The 14560-nt window shown below is 51.0% G+C and carries 13 protein-coding genes; 10 read left to right on the forward strand and 3 right to left on the reverse strand.

The genetic code is table 11. The features are described from left to right. Positions 1-136: 136 nt before the first annotated feature. Positions 137-1453 carry an amino-acid N-acetyltransferase gene (gene argA, locus IEW65_RS01565; RefSeq protein WP_188637757.1) on the forward strand — a complete coding sequence of 439 codons (1317 nt, stop codon included), beginning with the start codon at positions 137-139 and terminating at the stop codon, positions 1451-1453. A 70-nt stretch (positions 1454-1523) separates the two neighbouring features. Here argA and IEW65_RS01570 read toward each other — a convergent pair whose 3' ends face one another. Further along, the gene (locus IEW65_RS01570; RefSeq protein WP_188637758.1) at positions 1524-2378 is read right to left on the reverse strand and encodes an SDR family oxidoreductase; all 855 of its coding nucleotides are present in this window, start codon (positions 2376-2378) and stop codon (positions 1524-1526) included. Positions 2379-2748: 370 nt separating this feature from the next. Here IEW65_RS01570 and IEW65_RS17130 point away from each other — a divergent pair, with 370 nt between their 5' ends. From IEW65_RS17130 to IEW65_RS01585, 4 genes are all read left to right on the forward strand, one after another. Next, positions 2749-2883, forward strand: coding sequence for a hypothetical protein (locus IEW65_RS17130; RefSeq protein ID WP_268234690.1), 135 nt, complete (start codon positions 2749-2751; stop codon positions 2881-2883). Positions 2884-3081: 198 nt separating this feature from the next. Beyond that, on the forward strand, positions 3082-3564 hold the full coding sequence (locus tag IEW65_RS01575) for a hypothetical protein (protein ID WP_188637759.1): 483 nt from the start codon (positions 3082-3084) through the stop codon (positions 3562-3564). A gap of 58 nt (positions 3565-3622) precedes the next feature. After that, the gene (locus IEW65_RS01580) at positions 3623-4042 is read left to right on the forward strand and encodes a phage holin family protein (protein ID WP_188637760.1); all 420 of its coding nucleotides are present in this window, start codon (positions 3623-3625) and stop codon (positions 4040-4042) included. Beyond that, entirely contained in the window at positions 4039-5058 is a 1020-nt protein-coding gene (locus IEW65_RS01585) for a DUF3618 domain-containing protein (protein ID WP_188637761.1), read from the forward strand. The genes IEW65_RS01580 and IEW65_RS01585 overlap by 4 nt, the downstream gene beginning before the upstream one ends. A gap of 102 nt (positions 5059-5160) precedes the next feature. Here the strand turns inward: IEW65_RS01585 and IEW65_RS01590 are convergent, their stop codons facing one another. Continuing rightward, complete coding sequence (locus IEW65_RS01590; protein ID WP_188637762.1) at positions 5161-5412, reverse strand: helix-turn-helix domain-containing protein; 252 nt, start codon at positions 5410-5412, stop codon at positions 5161-5163. Between the two features lie 134 nt (positions 5413-5546). After that, complete coding sequence (gene xseA / locus IEW65_RS01595; RefSeq protein ID WP_188637763.1) at positions 5547-6905, reverse strand: exodeoxyribonuclease VII large subunit; 1359 nt, start codon at positions 6903-6905, stop codon at positions 5547-5549. A gap of 217 nt (positions 6906-7122) precedes the next feature. Here xseA and guaB point away from each other — a divergent pair, with 217 nt between their 5' ends. From guaB to IEW65_RS01620, 5 genes are all read left to right on the forward strand, one after another. Further along, on the forward strand, positions 7123-8592 hold the full coding sequence (gene guaB, locus IEW65_RS01600; protein ID WP_188637764.1) for an IMP dehydrogenase: 1470 nt from the start codon (positions 7123-7125) through the stop codon (positions 8590-8592). A gap of 89 nt (positions 8593-8681) precedes the next feature. Beyond that, the gene (gene guaA / locus IEW65_RS01605; RefSeq protein WP_188637765.1) at positions 8682-10259 is read left to right on the forward strand and encodes a glutamine-hydrolyzing GMP synthase; all 1578 of its coding nucleotides are present in this window, start codon (positions 8682-8684) and stop codon (positions 10257-10259) included. An 87-nt stretch (positions 10260-10346) separates the two neighbouring features. Beyond that, positions 10347-11522, forward strand: a complete 1176-nt coding sequence (locus IEW65_RS01610; protein WP_188637766.1) for a DNA cytosine methyltransferase — start codon at positions 10347-10349, stop codon at positions 11520-11522. A gap of 9 nt (positions 11523-11531) precedes the next feature. After that, positions 11532-12539 (forward strand): phosphoribosyltransferase-like protein, encoded by a 1008-nt coding sequence (locus IEW65_RS01615; RefSeq protein WP_188637767.1) that lies wholly within the window; start codon positions 11532-11534, stop codon positions 12537-12539. After that, complete coding sequence (locus tag IEW65_RS01620; RefSeq protein WP_188637768.1) at positions 12536-14560, forward strand: ORC-CDC6 family AAA ATPase; 2025 nt, start codon at positions 12536-12538, stop codon at positions 14558-14560. The genes IEW65_RS01615 and IEW65_RS01620 overlap by 4 nt, the downstream gene beginning before the upstream one ends.

Below are 14560 nucleotides of genomic sequence, written 5' to 3' on the forward strand. Positions count from 1 at the left end.
TACCCAGCTTAACAGCGGCACTTTCTTTGCAACCGGTCTTGATAGGCGATCGTTGCAATAGAAGGTGCCGCTGTTTTTTATGCTCTGTTAAAGTAAGCGTGGTTACTTTCATTCACCTGCTGCCGGAGAGCGGCCCTTGGATACTCGGTTCCCCTTTGTTGATTGGTTTCGTAACGCCTCCCCGTACATTAATGCGCACCGAGGCCGAACCTTTGTCATCTTAATTGAGGGCGAAGCCATGGCGTCTGGGCGAGGGGAGCAGCTCATCCAGGATTTAGCGCTACTGCATACGCTGGGTGTGCGCTTGGTAGTGGTATTCGGTATTCGCCCCCAGGTGCACGAGGCGCTCACGGCAGCGGGCGTAGAACCCACCCGGGTAGATGGCCGCTGGGTGGCCGACCGTGCAGTGATGGCCCACGTTGAGCAGGTAGCGGCGCACCAGCGATTATGGCTGGAAGCCCGGCTTTCCCTGGGGCTGCCTAGCACGCCGCTGCACGGCGTGGAGCTCAGCGTGATTTCCGGCAACTTGGTCACCGCCAAGCCGCTTGGCGTGCGTGAAGGCGTCGATTTTGACCACAGTGGCGAAGTGCGCCGGGTGCGCGCTAGCGCCATTGAAGGGCTGCTGGAAAAAGGCTCGCTGGTGTTACTGCCCCCGTTAGGGTTTTCCAGCACCGGAGAAGTGTTTGATTTAGACGCCTCAGAAGTGGCCCAGCACGCTGCGGTGGCGCTAAAGGCCGATAAGCTGATTCTGCTGGGCGAATCGGAAGGGTTGGAGGATGAACAGGGCGCGCTATTGCGCCAGCTTTCCCCCTTTGAGGCCGAGCCACGCTTGCAACATGCCGTGCCGGGCAGCGAATTAGCACGCCATTTAAGTGCTGCCTGCACCGCTGCACGGGAGGGCGTGGCACGCACTCACTTACTCTCGTGGCGCAACCACGACGCGCTGCTGGGCGAGCTGTTTACCCGCGACGGCGTAGGCACCATGATCACCCAGCACCGCTACGAACAGCTGCGCCCTGCCACGCTTAACGATGTAGCGGGGCTACTGGAGCTGCTCGAACCGCTAGAGCGGCGCGGGATGCTGGTGGCGCGCTCCCGCGAGCGGCTAGAGCACGAAATTGATGATTACATGGTGATTGAGCGTGACGGCATGGTGATCGGCTGCGCGGCGCTGCACGTCTTCCCAGAGACCACTATCGGTGAGCTCGCCTGCGTGGCGGTGCATGGTAACTACCGAGGGGGAGAGCGGGGCGAGCGCTTGGTCGAAGCCTTGGAACGGCGCGCCCGCCAGCGCGGGCTTTCCGAAATGTTCGTACTCACCACCCACACCGCCCACTGGTTTGTAGAGCGCGGCTTCCGCGCCGCAAGCCTGGAAGACCTACCGCCTTTAAAACGCGAAGCCTATAACCACGCCCGTAAATCTAAGGTGTTAGTGAAAAATTTGGCGGGGTAAACGTTAGTGAGTGGAAAAAGGTGAAGAGTGAGTGGTAGGTTGGGGCGGCCATGCCGCCCCAGAAGGCTGGCTAAGTATTGAGAATCACGCCGCCATTTAAGTGCAGTGTTTGGCCACTCATATAAGACGACTCTTCGCTGGCCAAATAGACATACGCCGGGCCGATTTCGCTAGGCTGGCCAGGGCGTTTCATCGGCACTTGGTTGCCGAACTCCGCGACTTTATCCTCTTCAAAACTTGCTGGTATCAGCGGCGTCCAGATAGGCCCTGGGGCCACGGCGTTGACGCGAATCCCACGATCCATCAGCGACATGGCCAACGAACGTACTAAGCCCTGAATGGCACCTTTGGTGGCGGTGTAGTCAATCAGCGTGTCGTTGCCCTTGAACGCATTGATGGACGAGGTGGCAATGATTGTATCGCCCTCACTCAAATGGGGCAGCGCTGCTTTGGTCAGGTAAAAGTGGCTGAAAATATTGGTTTGGAAGGTGCGCATTAACTGCTCGTCGGGGATCTCGGTAATGTCGTCCCAGTCGTACTGTTCGGCGGCGTTATGAATCACCATATTGATCTTGCCGAAATGGCTGAGGGTGCGCTTAACAATCTCGCGGCAAAACGCCGGGGCGGCCACATCGCCTTTCAAGACCAAGCAGCGACGGCCTTCTGCTTCCACTAGCCGCTTGGTTTCCTCGGCGTCTTTGGTCTCTTTGAGATGCACGATCACGCTATCCGCCCCTTCGCGGGCGTAGTGCACGGCAACGGCGCGGCCAATACCGCTGTCTCCGCCGGTAATAATGGCCACTTTATCGAGCAGTTTTTCAGCGCCGCGATAGCTCTCGCGAATGTATTCAGGTGCTGGGCGCATGGCATGTTCATCGCCGGGCTGCTTGTTCTGATGCTGTGGGGGCTGCTGCTGGTCGCTCATGTGCGGTCACTCCTTTGTGTGCACGAATCGCTTAGTGAATAGGCAGGGCGGCCCGGTTCCTCGGGTGGCTGGCTGCCTAGCGTTGCGCCTTTAACGTAGACCAAAGGTGAAGGGTAAGGCAAATAAAGCGGGCACATCCGTTATCTGGAATAGTAAGAATTAATAAAGGCTATTTAAATAGAATATAAATAGGAGTTTATTCATTTTTGTTTTTTTAACTGGTTGTTATCAGTGTTTTATTTACACTGTAAGGCCGTCATGATGATGTTAGGGTGATTGCTTTCCATGGCAATCGCCCTGGCAGCAGCTATAGTAAGTGAGGCTTCACCCCAGTGACGATCTTGATAACCACCAAGGAGTAGGAGGTATTATGTCCCCTGATAAAAATGGCCAGAAAAAAGACCAGCGCGATGACCATCATGACGATGCAAATCCAATGCCCGACACACACCACGTTAACCGTGATGCGGACAAGAAATCGGATAAAAAGTCAGATAAGAAATAATTAAGTGAACCTTAGCTAAAGGCGCTATTGAATAGCGCCTTTTTGTTTTTTGATAGTGAGGTTTATATAGTTTTGAGTCGGGTTTTAATGTTTATTCAAGTTGTCGGTGCTATTTATTAATTCGGTCGTTTTAAATGGAAAGCTAGCGCATGCTCGCTATAGTTCTGATGAGGTTTCACTGACACGGAGAACGTCACCATGAATGATCAAGGACCGCATCACGATACCACTGACCATCACACCGGACACCACCAAACCGACTACGAAACGATGAAACAAAAAGGTCAGCAAAGCGCTGACGAGATAAAAGACGCCGCTCGCGAACAGGCTGAAAGCGTGTTTGAACGCCAGCGTGACAACGCCGCCAATCACACTCATACCCTGGGTACCGTACTAAATAACGCAGCGGATGAGTTTGACCGTCAGCAGCAACCCTTTTGTTCGGAACAGGCCAGAAAACTGGCGGGCCACACCGAGCGTTTATCTCAACATATGCGGGATAAAGACCTGCACAGCCTCTGCCGCTCAGTGGAAGACTATGGCCGCCGCGAACCCGCCATGTTTATTGGCGGTGCCATTGCCGCTGGCTTTTTGGTCACGCGCTTTCTGCGCAGCTCCCCGGTGAACGCGCCTGAGCCTGCTGCATCTTCTGAACCCCATGTTCCCGGCCAAGCGCTTTAAACAACCCTTCTAACCAAGCGCTTACATCACTCTTCATGCAGGAAGCGGGAGATTAAGAATGGAATCAGATAGCCAAAAGAGCAGCTCAGTAGGCACGCTGCTATCCACGTTACTCAACGAAGTGACCGCCCTGGTACGCGGCGAGGCAGCGCTCGCCAAAGCCGAAATGTCGGAAAAAACCCACCAAGCGATGGTGAGCGTTGGGGCCATTGCCACGGCGGGGGCCGTGCTGTTCGGCGGTTTTTTAACCCTGCTGGCAGCACTGGTGATGCTGTTAAATGAAGTGCTGCCCCCTGAAACGCGGCCCTGGTTATCGACCGTGGTGGTGGGGGCGGCGGTGACGCTGATTGGCGTAGTGATGCTCAAGGCTGGGTTAAAGAGCCTAAACGCCCAAGGACTGATGCCGAACCGCACCATGAATAGCCTGCGCACTGATAAAGCGATGGCCAAGCAGCACATCAAGGAGGAAGTGAAATGAGCGAGCACGAACATTCGCACAGCCAGGCACAGCGTGATCCGGACGAGATCGAAAAAGAGATTCATCAATCTCGCGAGCGGCTAGACGCCACGTTACATCAAATCGAAGAGCGCTTTTCGCCAGAGCAGTGGCTGCACAGCACTTACGACTACCTGCGCCACGGCGGAGCCAACGAGTTTTTTGCCAACCTAGGCACCACCGTAAAGCAAAACCCGGTGCCGACGCTGCTGACCGGCGCAGGGCTTGGCTGGTTAATGCTCAGCCAAAGTCAGCCGCAAAGCGGCCATGCCCACGGCCCTACTCACGGCTATGCCACCGATGTGCATGTCACGCCACCGCATCCTGATGAAGTGATGTACCCATCTCGTTTTAGTGCCGGGCAACACGACCCGCGTAGTGATGCGAGCAACCATGGTCACAGCATCACAGAGCGCGCCCGTCACATTAGCCATACTGCCCAAGGGGCCGCGCACCACGTGGGCGAAACAGCCCATCAAATGGGAGGTCGTATGCACGATTCCATGTCCCATGCCCAGCAGGGGGTTCATGACCGGATGGACCACATGAAAGAGCGCGCCCATCAAGCCAGCGACCGCTCCGCCGATTTTATTCAAGACCACCCGCTAGTGGTTGGCGCACTAGGGTTTGCCCTGGGGGCAGCGCTTGCCAGCATGAGCGCTATCACGCGTAAAGAGAACGAAACCCTGGGCGAGTACCGCAACCAAGCCGTGGATCAGGCGACCAAAATGGGCGAGGCGGAAGTGGATAAAGCGCAGCACGCGATTCACGACAAAGCGGAATCGGTCAAACAGCACGCCCACGAACAGCGCGAGCATCATCAGCATGAGCACGATAACCCCACTCAACATAACGCCACAGGGTTAGCGGGCTCTAACACGCCGTCGGGCAATACTCAGGGCGTAGGCACCAACACGACCACCAGTGACAATCCCGCCACACCCGGGGCGAGCATCCCCTCGCACACCTCGGAAACACGCAAACCGCCGCTGCCATAGCGGTTACTCCTGCTCATTCGCCCGTTTCTCTCATCACCCATGCCACGGCGCTACTTCTTGTAGCGCCGTTTTACTTCGACGTTGAGGCGAAGCTTTATAAGACTACCAGCGATTAAACGGATTTTTACGCTGAACCACGACCTCTAAGCCCATCAAGTCGAGTGTATCGAGCACCTTCTGCAGTTGAAGTGTAGGCTTGCCGCGCTCCAGGTCGACAATAAAACGGTTGCCGGTACCGGCAAGGCCTGCCACGTCGCTTTGCAGTAGCGCTTGGGATTGGCGCACCTGTTTTATCAGCGCGCCGAGTTCTTGTGAGGTGCGTACTAGGGTCGCAGGAGGAGTTGAAGTCGCCATTGCGAGTGCCTCTCATAAATTACCGTTCGGTAAGAATAGCCGAAAGGCAATGACCTTGCTGGCAAAATATTCCCGAACGGTAATTTTTTGCTATCTCTGTATTTAAAGGCGTCTAATGATTACCGAGCGGTAATTCAGTGCTTCTTGTAGCGCCGTTTTACTTCGACGTTGAGGCGGCCTTCGCCCAGGCGCAGTTTGAGCAGTTGGCCGGGCTGGGTGTCTTCGGCGCGGCGGATGACTTGGCCCTGCTCATCTTGGGCGATGGCGTAGCCGCGGCCGAGTACGGCCAGCGGGCTGACGGCGTTAAGCTCGCGGGCGGCGCTGTGCAGGCGTGCTTGCCGCGCTTCTAACATGCGCTGCATGGCGCTGGCCAAACGGCGCTGTAGGCTGCTGATACGCTCGCTTTCGGCGCGGTGCAGCCGGGCCATATCCTGGCTGGCCAGGCGGCGGGTGAGCTGGGCCGCTTGGGCTTTTTGCTGGGCGAGCGTTTGCTGCATGGCGCGGGTAAGGCGCTGGTGCAGCGTGGTGAGATGCTGGCGTTGGCGAGCCAGCTGCTCATCGGGGTGGCGAAGGCGGGCGCGCAGGGTATCTAGCCGCTGGCTATCCCGCTCTAACCGCGCCTGCATGCTTCGGTGCAAACGCTGTTCCGCTTGAGCGAGCTGGCGCTTTAGAGCGTGCTGGTCGGGCACTAGCCGTTCTGCGGCGGCGGATGGAGTAGGGGCGCGCATATCGGCGGCAAAATCCGCTAGGGTGACATCCACCTCGTGGCCCACCGCCGACATCACCGGCAGCCGGGAGTGAAAAATCGCCCGCGCCAGATGCTCGTTATTAAACGCCCAGAGATCTTCCAGGCTGCCGCCGCCACGGGTGATCAGCACCACATCTTGCTCGGGGTCTAGCCGCGCCTGCCGGTTGAGCAGGCCCAGGGCCGAGATCATCGCCGGGGCGGCTTCAGCGCCCTGAACCGGTACGGGAATCAGCGTCACGTCCGCCAGCGGCCAGCGGGCGGCCAATACAGCCAGCACATCGCGAATGGCCGCCCCAGTGGCGGAGCTTAAAATCAAAATCTTGCGCGGTGGAAAGGGCAGGGGGCGCGTATTGGCGAACACGCCTTCGCTTTCCAGCTGCGCTTTCAAACGCTCAAAAGCCGCCAGCAGCTCGCCAAGGCCCGCGGCCTGCACCGCCTCAGCAATAAGTTGGTAATCGCCCCGTGGTTCAAACAGTGACACCCGCCCGCGTAGCTTCACTTGGTCGCCATCGCGCATGGGAGCGGCGACAAAGCGCGCCCGCTGACGAAACAGCGCGCAGCGGATCTGCGCGCGGTCGTCTTTCAGGGTGAAATAGATATGCCCCGAGGCCGGGCGGGAGACGTTAGAAAGCTCGCCCTCTACCCACACTTCCCCCACATCGCGCTCCAGGGTTTGCTTGGCGCGTTGGTTGAGTTGGCTCACGGAGAGCGCTTTGGGAGTGGGGGATGTGCTTGTCGGTTCCATCGGTGGCCTTAATGATCATTTCTTCGGTGACACGATACCTCAAACGAGGCACTGGGTGCTCGCAAGCGGCGCATATGACCGCCACGCCACCTACGTCATTAGCAATTGGTATAAGTCTAACCGCGACTCTGCATTGCTGGGGCGGCCCTCAAAACGTTATAATAGGCGATTAACTTTTCACGCCCCATCTTCCCACTTCTCAATGGGTGTTGCCGCTATGCTACGTATGGCCCAAGAAGCGCTTACGTTCGATGACGTACTCCTCGTTCCCGGCTTCTCCGACGTTCTGCCAAAGGATGTCAGCCTCAAAACCCGCCTGACCCGCAATCTCTTTCTGAATATTCCCCTGCTTTCCGCTGCAATGGACACCGTGACCGAAGCGCGTCTAGCAATTGCGATGGCTCAGGAAGGCGGCATCGGTATCATTCACAAGAACATGACCATGGCCCAACAGGCCGCTGAAGTGCGTAAGGTGAAGAAGCACGAAAGCGTCATTGTTAAAGACCCGGTCACCGTTAGCCCCAAAGCCAAGCTGGAAGACCTGCTGGCCATGGCGCGCGAAAACGGCTTCTCCGGTTTCCCGGTGGTGGAAGGCGAAACCCTGGTAGGCATCGTGACCGAGCGTGACATGCGCTTCCAGCCCAACGTGGGCGACAGCGTTGCCGACATTATGACTCCCCGCGAGCGGCTGGTAACAGTGAAAGAAGGCACCGACCTTGAAACCAGCAAAGCCAAGATGCGCGAACACCGCATCGAGAAAATGCTGATTGTCGATGACGCCTTCCATCTGCGCGGTTTGGTGACTTTCCAAGACATCGAAAAAGCCCGCACCTACCCGATGGCCGCTAAAGACAGCGACGGCCGCCTGCTAGTAGGCGCAGCGGTAGGCACCGGCCCGGAAACCCCGGACCGCGTAGCGGCACTGGCAGAAGCAGGCGTTGACGTGATCATCGTCGACACCGCCCACGGCCACTCCCAGGGCGTGATTGACCGCGTTCGCTGGATCAAAGAGAACTTCCCACAAATTCAAGTGATTGGCGGCAACATCGCCACAGGTGCCGCTGCCAAAGCGCTGGCGGAAGCAGGCGCAGATGCTGTGAAAGTAGGCATTGGCCCCGGCTCCATCTGCACCACGCGTATTGTGGCAGGTGTAGGCGTACCGCAAATCACCGCCGTTTCTAACGTGGCCGAAGCGCTGAAAGAGTTCGACATTCCGCTGATTGCCGATGGTGGCGTTCGCTTCTCTGGCGACCTAGCCAAAGCCATTGCCGCTGGCGCAAGCGCCGTGATGGTGGGTGGCCTGCTGGCCGGTACCGAAGAAGCGCCGGGTGAAGTTGAGCTTTACCAAGGCCGTACCTACAAAGCCTACCGCGGCATGGGTTCCATGGGCGCGATGTCCCAGAACCAAGGCAGCGCCGACCGCTACTTCCAAGACAAAGATGCCGGTGCCGAAAAACTGGTACCGGAAGGCATCGAAGGTCGCGTGCCCTATAAAGGCATGATGGGCGCTATCGTCCACCAGCTGATGGGCGGCCTGCGCGCCTCCATGGGTTACACCGGCTGCCGCGATATTCAAGAAATGCGCACCAAGCCGGAATTCGTACAAATCACCGGCGCTGGCTTTAACGAGTCCCACGTTCACGACGTGCAGATCACCAAAGAAGCCCCCAACTACCGGGTGAGCTAACCAGCGCATTAAGTTACACGGCGGCGGGCATTGCCCCGCCGCTTGCTTTTTAGCCAATGCGGCCCGTTCCGCGTTATAGAGGCTCCGCCATGAGTGACATTCACGCCCATAAGATCCTGATTCTCGACTTCGGCTCCCAGTACACCCAGCTGATCGCCCGCCGGGTTCGCGAAATCGGCGTATTCTCTGAAATCCGCGCCTTCGATATCACCGAAGAAGAGATTCGCGAATACAACCCCAACGGCATCATCCTGGCCGGTGGCCCGGAATCCGTCACCGAGCTGGATTCCCCCCGCGCCCCGCAGTGCGTGTTCGAAATGGGCCTGCCGGTGTTTGGTATCTGCTACGGCATGCAAACCATGGCCGAGCAGCTGGGCGGCAAGGTAGAAGGCTCCAACCAGCGTGAGTTTGGCTACGCCCAGATTCAAATCGACGCCGAAACTGCACTGTTCAAAGACATCAAAGACCACGTAGACGCCGCCACCGGCAACGCGCTGCTGGATGTATGGATGAGCCACGGCGATAAAGTCGCCAAAGCCCCCGACACCTTCACCGTGACCGCCTCTACCCCAAGCTGCCCGATTGCGGCCATGGCCTGGGAAGAGAAGCAGTTCTACGGCGTACAGTTCCACCCGGAAGTAACCCACACCCTACAAGGCCAGCGGATTCTCGAGCACTTCGTGCTGGATATCTGTAAAGCCGAGAAGCTGTGGACGCCCGCGCAAATCATCGAAGACCAAGTACAGCGCGTACGCGAGCAAGTAGGCGACCGCCACGTACTGCTGGGCCTTTCCGGCGGTGTCGACTCTTCTGTTGTGGCCGCGCTGCTGCACAAAGCGATTGGCGACCAGCTGACCTGCGTGTTCGTCGATAACGGCCTGCTGCGTAAGAACGAAGGCGACCAAGTGATGGAAACCTTCGCCAAGCACATGGGCGTAAAGGTAATTCGCGTAGACGCCGAAGAGCTGTTCCTCGGCAAGCTGGAAGGCGAGAAAGACCCGGAAGCCAAGCGCAAAATCATCGGCAACACCTTTATCGACGTGTTCGATGAAGAAGCCAGTAAAATTGAAGGCGTGGAGTTCCTGGCCCAGGGCACCATCTACCCAGACGTGATCGAATCCGCCGCCTCGAAAACCGGCAAAGCGCACGTGATCAAATCCCACCACAACGTGGGTGGCCTGCCGGAAACCATGAAGCTCAAGCTGGTCGAGCCGCTGCGCGAACTGTTTAAAGACGAAGTGCGCAAACTCGGCCTAGAACTCGGCCTGCCCTACGATATGGTCTACCGCCACCCGTTCCCTGGCCCCGGCCTGGGCGTGCGGATTCTCGGCGAAGTGAAGAAAGAGTACGCCGACATTCTGCGCGATGCGGATGCCATCTACATCGAAGAACTGCGCGCCGCCGGTTGGTACGAAAAAACCAGCCAAGCCTTCGCCGTGTTCCTGCCGGTGAAATCGGTAGGCGTCGTAGGCGACGGCCGCCGCTACGAATGGGTCATCGCGCTACGCGCCGTCGAAACCATCGACTTCATGACCGCCCGCTGGGCGCACCTGCCCTACGAGCTGCTGGAGAAGGTTTCCAACCGAATTATCAATGAGTTGGAAGGCGTTTCGCGGGTGACCTATGATGTGAGCAGCAAGCCGCCTGCTACGATTGAGTGGGAGTGATTTTTCCCAGTTAGATGCTTTTATAGACCCGCCAATAGGCGGGTTTTTAAGTTTCATTAGCTATATTTATTCAGTAGTATGAGTGTTATGAAAAACTATAAATTCGTTAGCCTATTTTCTGGATGTGGAGGGATGGATCTAGGATTTATCCAAGCAGGTTTCACCCCCATTGCTGCATATGATATATGGGATGTGGCGGTTGAAAACTATCGAAACAATATTGGTAGCCATGCTCATATCGCCGATTTATCATTAGAAAAATTTTCTGAAAATATTCATTGTGACATCGTATTAGCAGGTTCTCCTTGCCAGGGATTTTCAACAATTGGCAAAAGAGATATAGAAGATCCGCGAAACAATTTGATAAAAAAAGCAGTTGAAATAGCCTTGAAGCTTGAACCAAAAATAATAGTGCTAGAAAATGTACTTGGTCTTCTACAAGGAAAGCATAAAAAATATTGGAATTATATAATTGATAAATTAGAAAATAGTGGCTATAGAACAATTACGCGTATTGTTGATGCAAGAGACTTTGGATTGCCGCAATCGAGGAAAAGAGTATTTGTTATTGCGAGTAAAGGGCAGAAAAATCTTGATGTCTTTAATTTTTCAATAAAAGCAAAAACTTTAGCTGAATGTATAACAGATATTGCTGATCTGCCAAATCATAATCCAGTTCAGTTAAGTAATGAAAGTAAAGATTACATAATTTCTTCAAAAATTTTGCCTGGAAAAAAATTATGTAATGTAAGAGGTGGCATTGCTTCAGTTCATACTTGGGATATACCTGAAGTATATGGTTATGTTGATGAAGTTGAGAGGGAAATACTTGAAACAATAATGAAATTACGTAGACGGAATAGGAAAAGAGATTTTGGTGATGCAGATCCAGTTGATGTAAAAAGTATCGCTTTAGAAGTAAGTTGTGATATTGAACGTTGTTTGGAAAATTTGATAGATAAGAAGTATTTAAAAAAAGTGGGCGATTTTTATGATTTGGCTAACACCTTTAATGGTAAATACCGTCGGCCCGATCCTAATGGTGTATCTTATACAGTAGATACCCGTTTTGGAGATCCTAAATGTTTTCTTCACCCTGTCGAGCATAGAGGATTTAGTGCTAGGGAAGCTGCTCGTATTCAAGGGTTTCCAGATGATTATGTTTTCTTTGGTAATGTGCGAGATCAGTTTAAAATGATAGGAAATGCAATTCCACCTGTTATGGCAAAAGGGATTGCAGAGAAGATTAAAAAAATAATTTAGGGGTGCTAAATGGATAGTGAGTTAAGTGTAATAGAAAAGCTTGAACGTAGCATGGAGTTTGATAAAGATAGGCCAATGAAAGCAGGTGCATTGCGGGCTTTATATGAAACTTTAGCAGAGCACCTCTATCATCAATATGAGCCCACTAGAGGATCTAGTAATGCTAGACTATCCAGAGATTTCATTGTCAGACTCAACGAATGGTTAAAATGTTTTCGTAGTGAAGAAGATCAGTGGATTGCTTTTAAGTCGATAGAATATTTCTTTTTTGCTGGGCAATCAGAGTTTGATGAATTATACCGTTGTGCCTTTGATCACGTAATAAAACCATGGATAATAGATGAAAATAATATTGATATTTTTTCTGCTGAATCAACAGGAATTTTAAATCAAGAGCTCGCAAAAATTTGGCCTTGTCCGATCAGTGATAGTTTGAGAATTAATAGTTTCTTACATTTAACTGGACTAAAAGGGCAAAGTCTTAGACCTGACTGGATGAGTTTAAATAGTTTAGGGGATCCTGGTAAAATAAAAGACTTTTGTGATAAAGAAAATTTAAAATATTTGGTTTTAATTGAAGATTTTATAGGGTCCGGTGGGCAGGCCGCAAGGTTGTTGAACTTTGCATTATCTGTATTTAACGGTCCTATTCTGATTATACCTTTAGTAATATGTGCACAAGGCGATAAAAAAATCAGAGGGAAGTTAGAAGCTATTGGTAGGGCTAATGTTAAGTATCAACCTGTAACTATTGTTCCTGAAGTATGTATGGTAACTGAAGAATTACAAACTCAGCAGCCAGCTTTTTTTGATCAGTTAAGAGTAGTCTTAAAAAACGGATATAATATTATTAATCAAAAAATGGATGGTGAGGAATATGGTTGGAAAAAAACTGGCAGTTTAATAGTGTTATATAGCAACTGTCCAAATAATACTCCTCCTATCTATCATAAAGTAACGGATAGCTGGAATCCTGTTTTTCCGCGATTTGACCGTGAGGCGGAGGTAAAGAGATGAATAAGTTTGATAATCCTTTTCATGACCTTTGGGTTACTGAAATATTATCTCCAGGTGAGTTTGTTAAGATGTTTAGCCCAATCGTAGCATCACATGCTGAGGATTTATTCAGTACAGGAAATGTGATTGTTAAAGGAAGGCAAGGTAGTGGTAAAAGTATGCTGCTAGGGCTTCTGAATACCAAAACAAGAGTTGCTTATGAAAGAGCTAAACAGCCTTACCCAGCCCCGAAAGGTTATAATAATCAGTTTATATCAGCAGGAGTTCATTTAATAAAAGATAATGTTCGAATTGTATCTTCCCGTGTTAATGAGTGTAAAGAAAATGTTCGAAAGGAGTGGGCCGCTGCTACTTTCTCAGATTATTTAAATTTTCTTCTTTTAAATGATCTTGTGGACAATGTTGTTTATCTTAAAGAAGAGCAAATAAAAGATAATGTCCTATCTTCTTTTTTAAAAATTTCAATAAATGAACCTGAAGAAATGGTTTTTTTGAAGTTGTTAAAAGAAAATGAAGTCTGGGAGGGGTACTTAAATGATTGTCATAGTTTTTTAGATTTGGTAAAGAAAATAAAAAATAGAATTTCTATATATCGGCGTTATTTTAATTTTAACTCAGATGAGCTTCCCCGAGAAATAGAAGCAAGTAAAACTATTATTGGAGAGCCAGTGGCAGTTTTTGCTGAAGCTCTTCGAGTGTCAGGTATTATTCCACTTAAAACGAAAGTTTTTTTAAGGATAGATCAGCACGAAGAACTTTATGAGTTAGAGAAAAGCACCGGCCACGCAGATGTATACCGAGAAGTGATTAACAGAGCTTTGGCAATGCGTGATGGTCGTGTTGCTTATAGAGTTGGAACAAGACATTATGCTTGGGGAACCAATATAAAGGTATGGGGAAGTGGTGCTCATTTAGAAAATATGAGAGATTATACCACAATTGATATCGATTATATGTTTAGGAAGCATGAGAATCCATCTTTGGGCGCTCCATTCGAAGCATTTGCTGAAGATGTATTTGTTAGAAGACTTGAAGTATATAGTGATGAGTTTAAGTCTGACAAAGTGAATGGAAGTATGCTTTCATATGTTTTTGGGAATACTTTATCTCCTCAAGAAAGAGCGAAAAAATATGTAGGACTAAAAAAACCTAGTGCTAAGTTTTTTAAAGGGCTGTCAGAAGAGTGGGTTGAATATCTTCAAGAGTTATGGGAAAACGCTCCTTTAGATGCTTGGATGTTAAGAGCATGGCTCGATCAAAAAATACAGGTCAATAAAAAAACTAGTTTATCAAGCTCTCCTGAAAATGAATTTGATGCTATTGCAAAAAAATATTGGATAAAAGAGCGCAACGAAATTGCTTTGGTACAGTTAGCTGGTGAAATGAGAGAAATGGTATATTGGAGCGGTAAACGACATATAGTTAATCTTTCTGGTTCTAATATTTTAGCTTTTATGACCATCTGTAGAGCAGTATGGTCTGCTTGGTTAAGAAGCACTTCTGATGAAGATTTGAAACGTACCTCTTTACCTAAAATTGGCGTTGATAAACAAATGATAGGTATTTATGAGGCAAGTCGCATATGGTCAGAGAAGTTGAAGGAAGGGGCTGACGGGGATAGGCGTTATGAGTTTATAAGTTTCTTAGGCTCATGGTTTTCAAAAAAGGTAAGGAATGATAAAGCCCTTTCAAATCCAGGGCATAATGGTTTTTCAATGCTGAAGTACGATTTTGAACGCAATGAACAAGATATTATTTCGTTAATTAAAAGCTGTCGTGATCAAGGAGATCTTGTTGAATCCGATCATACTTCAAAAAGTAAGGATGGCCTTTTAAGAATAAAATGGTATTTACATCCCTTGCTATGCCCCTATTTTAGAATTCCTCATATTAGAACTAAAGAACCAATTTATATATCTAGTGCTGAATTAGAGGCTAACTTTTCTACTTTTGTACATAAAAGTGATGAAAATATTTCGGAAGAAGTAAAACCAATTCAAAAAGACCTTTTTGGAGAGTGA

Origin of the sequence: Vreelandella lutescens (assembly GCF_014640815.1) — a bacterium.
GTDB lineage: Bacteria > Pseudomonadota > Gammaproteobacteria > Pseudomonadales > Halomonadaceae > Vreelandella > Vreelandella lutescens.

What these genes read in the sequence shown, in the direction of transcription:
- xseA (WP_188637763.1), bottom strand. Translation starts at nt 6,905, where the DNA reads ATGGAACCGACAAGCACATCCCCCACTCCCAAAGCGCTCTCCGTGAGC.
- IEW65_RS01610 (WP_188637766.1), top strand. Translation starts at nt 10,347, where the DNA reads ATGAAAAACTATAAATTCGTTAGCCTATTTTCTGGATGTGGAGGGATG.
- IEW65_RS01585 (WP_188637761.1), top strand. Translation starts at nt 4,039, where the DNA reads ATGAGCGAGCACGAACATTCGCACAGCCAGGCACAGCGTGATCCGGAC.
- IEW65_RS01590 (WP_188637762.1), bottom strand. Translation starts at nt 5,412, where the DNA reads ATGGCGACTTCAACTCCTCCTGCGACCCTAGTACGCACCTCACAAGAA.
- guaB (WP_188637764.1), top strand. Translation starts at nt 7,123, where the DNA reads ATGCTACGTATGGCCCAAGAAGCGCTTACGTTCGATGACGTACTCCTC.
- guaA (WP_188637765.1), top strand. Translation starts at nt 8,682, where the DNA reads ATGAGTGACATTCACGCCCATAAGATCCTGATTCTCGACTTCGGCTCC.
- IEW65_RS17130 (WP_268234690.1), top strand. Translation starts at nt 2,749, where the DNA reads ATGTCCCCTGATAAAAATGGCCAGAAAAAAGACCAGCGCGATGACCAT.
- IEW65_RS01620 (WP_188637768.1), top strand. Translation starts at nt 12,536, where the DNA reads ATGAATAAGTTTGATAATCCTTTTCATGACCTTTGGGTTACTGAAATA.
- IEW65_RS01580 (WP_188637760.1), top strand. Translation starts at nt 3,623, where the DNA reads ATGGAATCAGATAGCCAAAAGAGCAGCTCAGTAGGCACGCTGCTATCC.
- IEW65_RS01570 (WP_188637758.1), bottom strand. Translation starts at nt 2,378, where the DNA reads ATGAGCGACCAGCAGCAGCCCCCACAGCATCAGAACAAGCAGCCCGGC.
- IEW65_RS01575 (WP_188637759.1), top strand. Translation starts at nt 3,082, where the DNA reads ATGAATGATCAAGGACCGCATCACGATACCACTGACCATCACACCGGA.
- IEW65_RS01615 (WP_188637767.1), top strand. Translation starts at nt 11,532, where the DNA reads ATGGATAGTGAGTTAAGTGTAATAGAAAAGCTTGAACGTAGCATGGAG.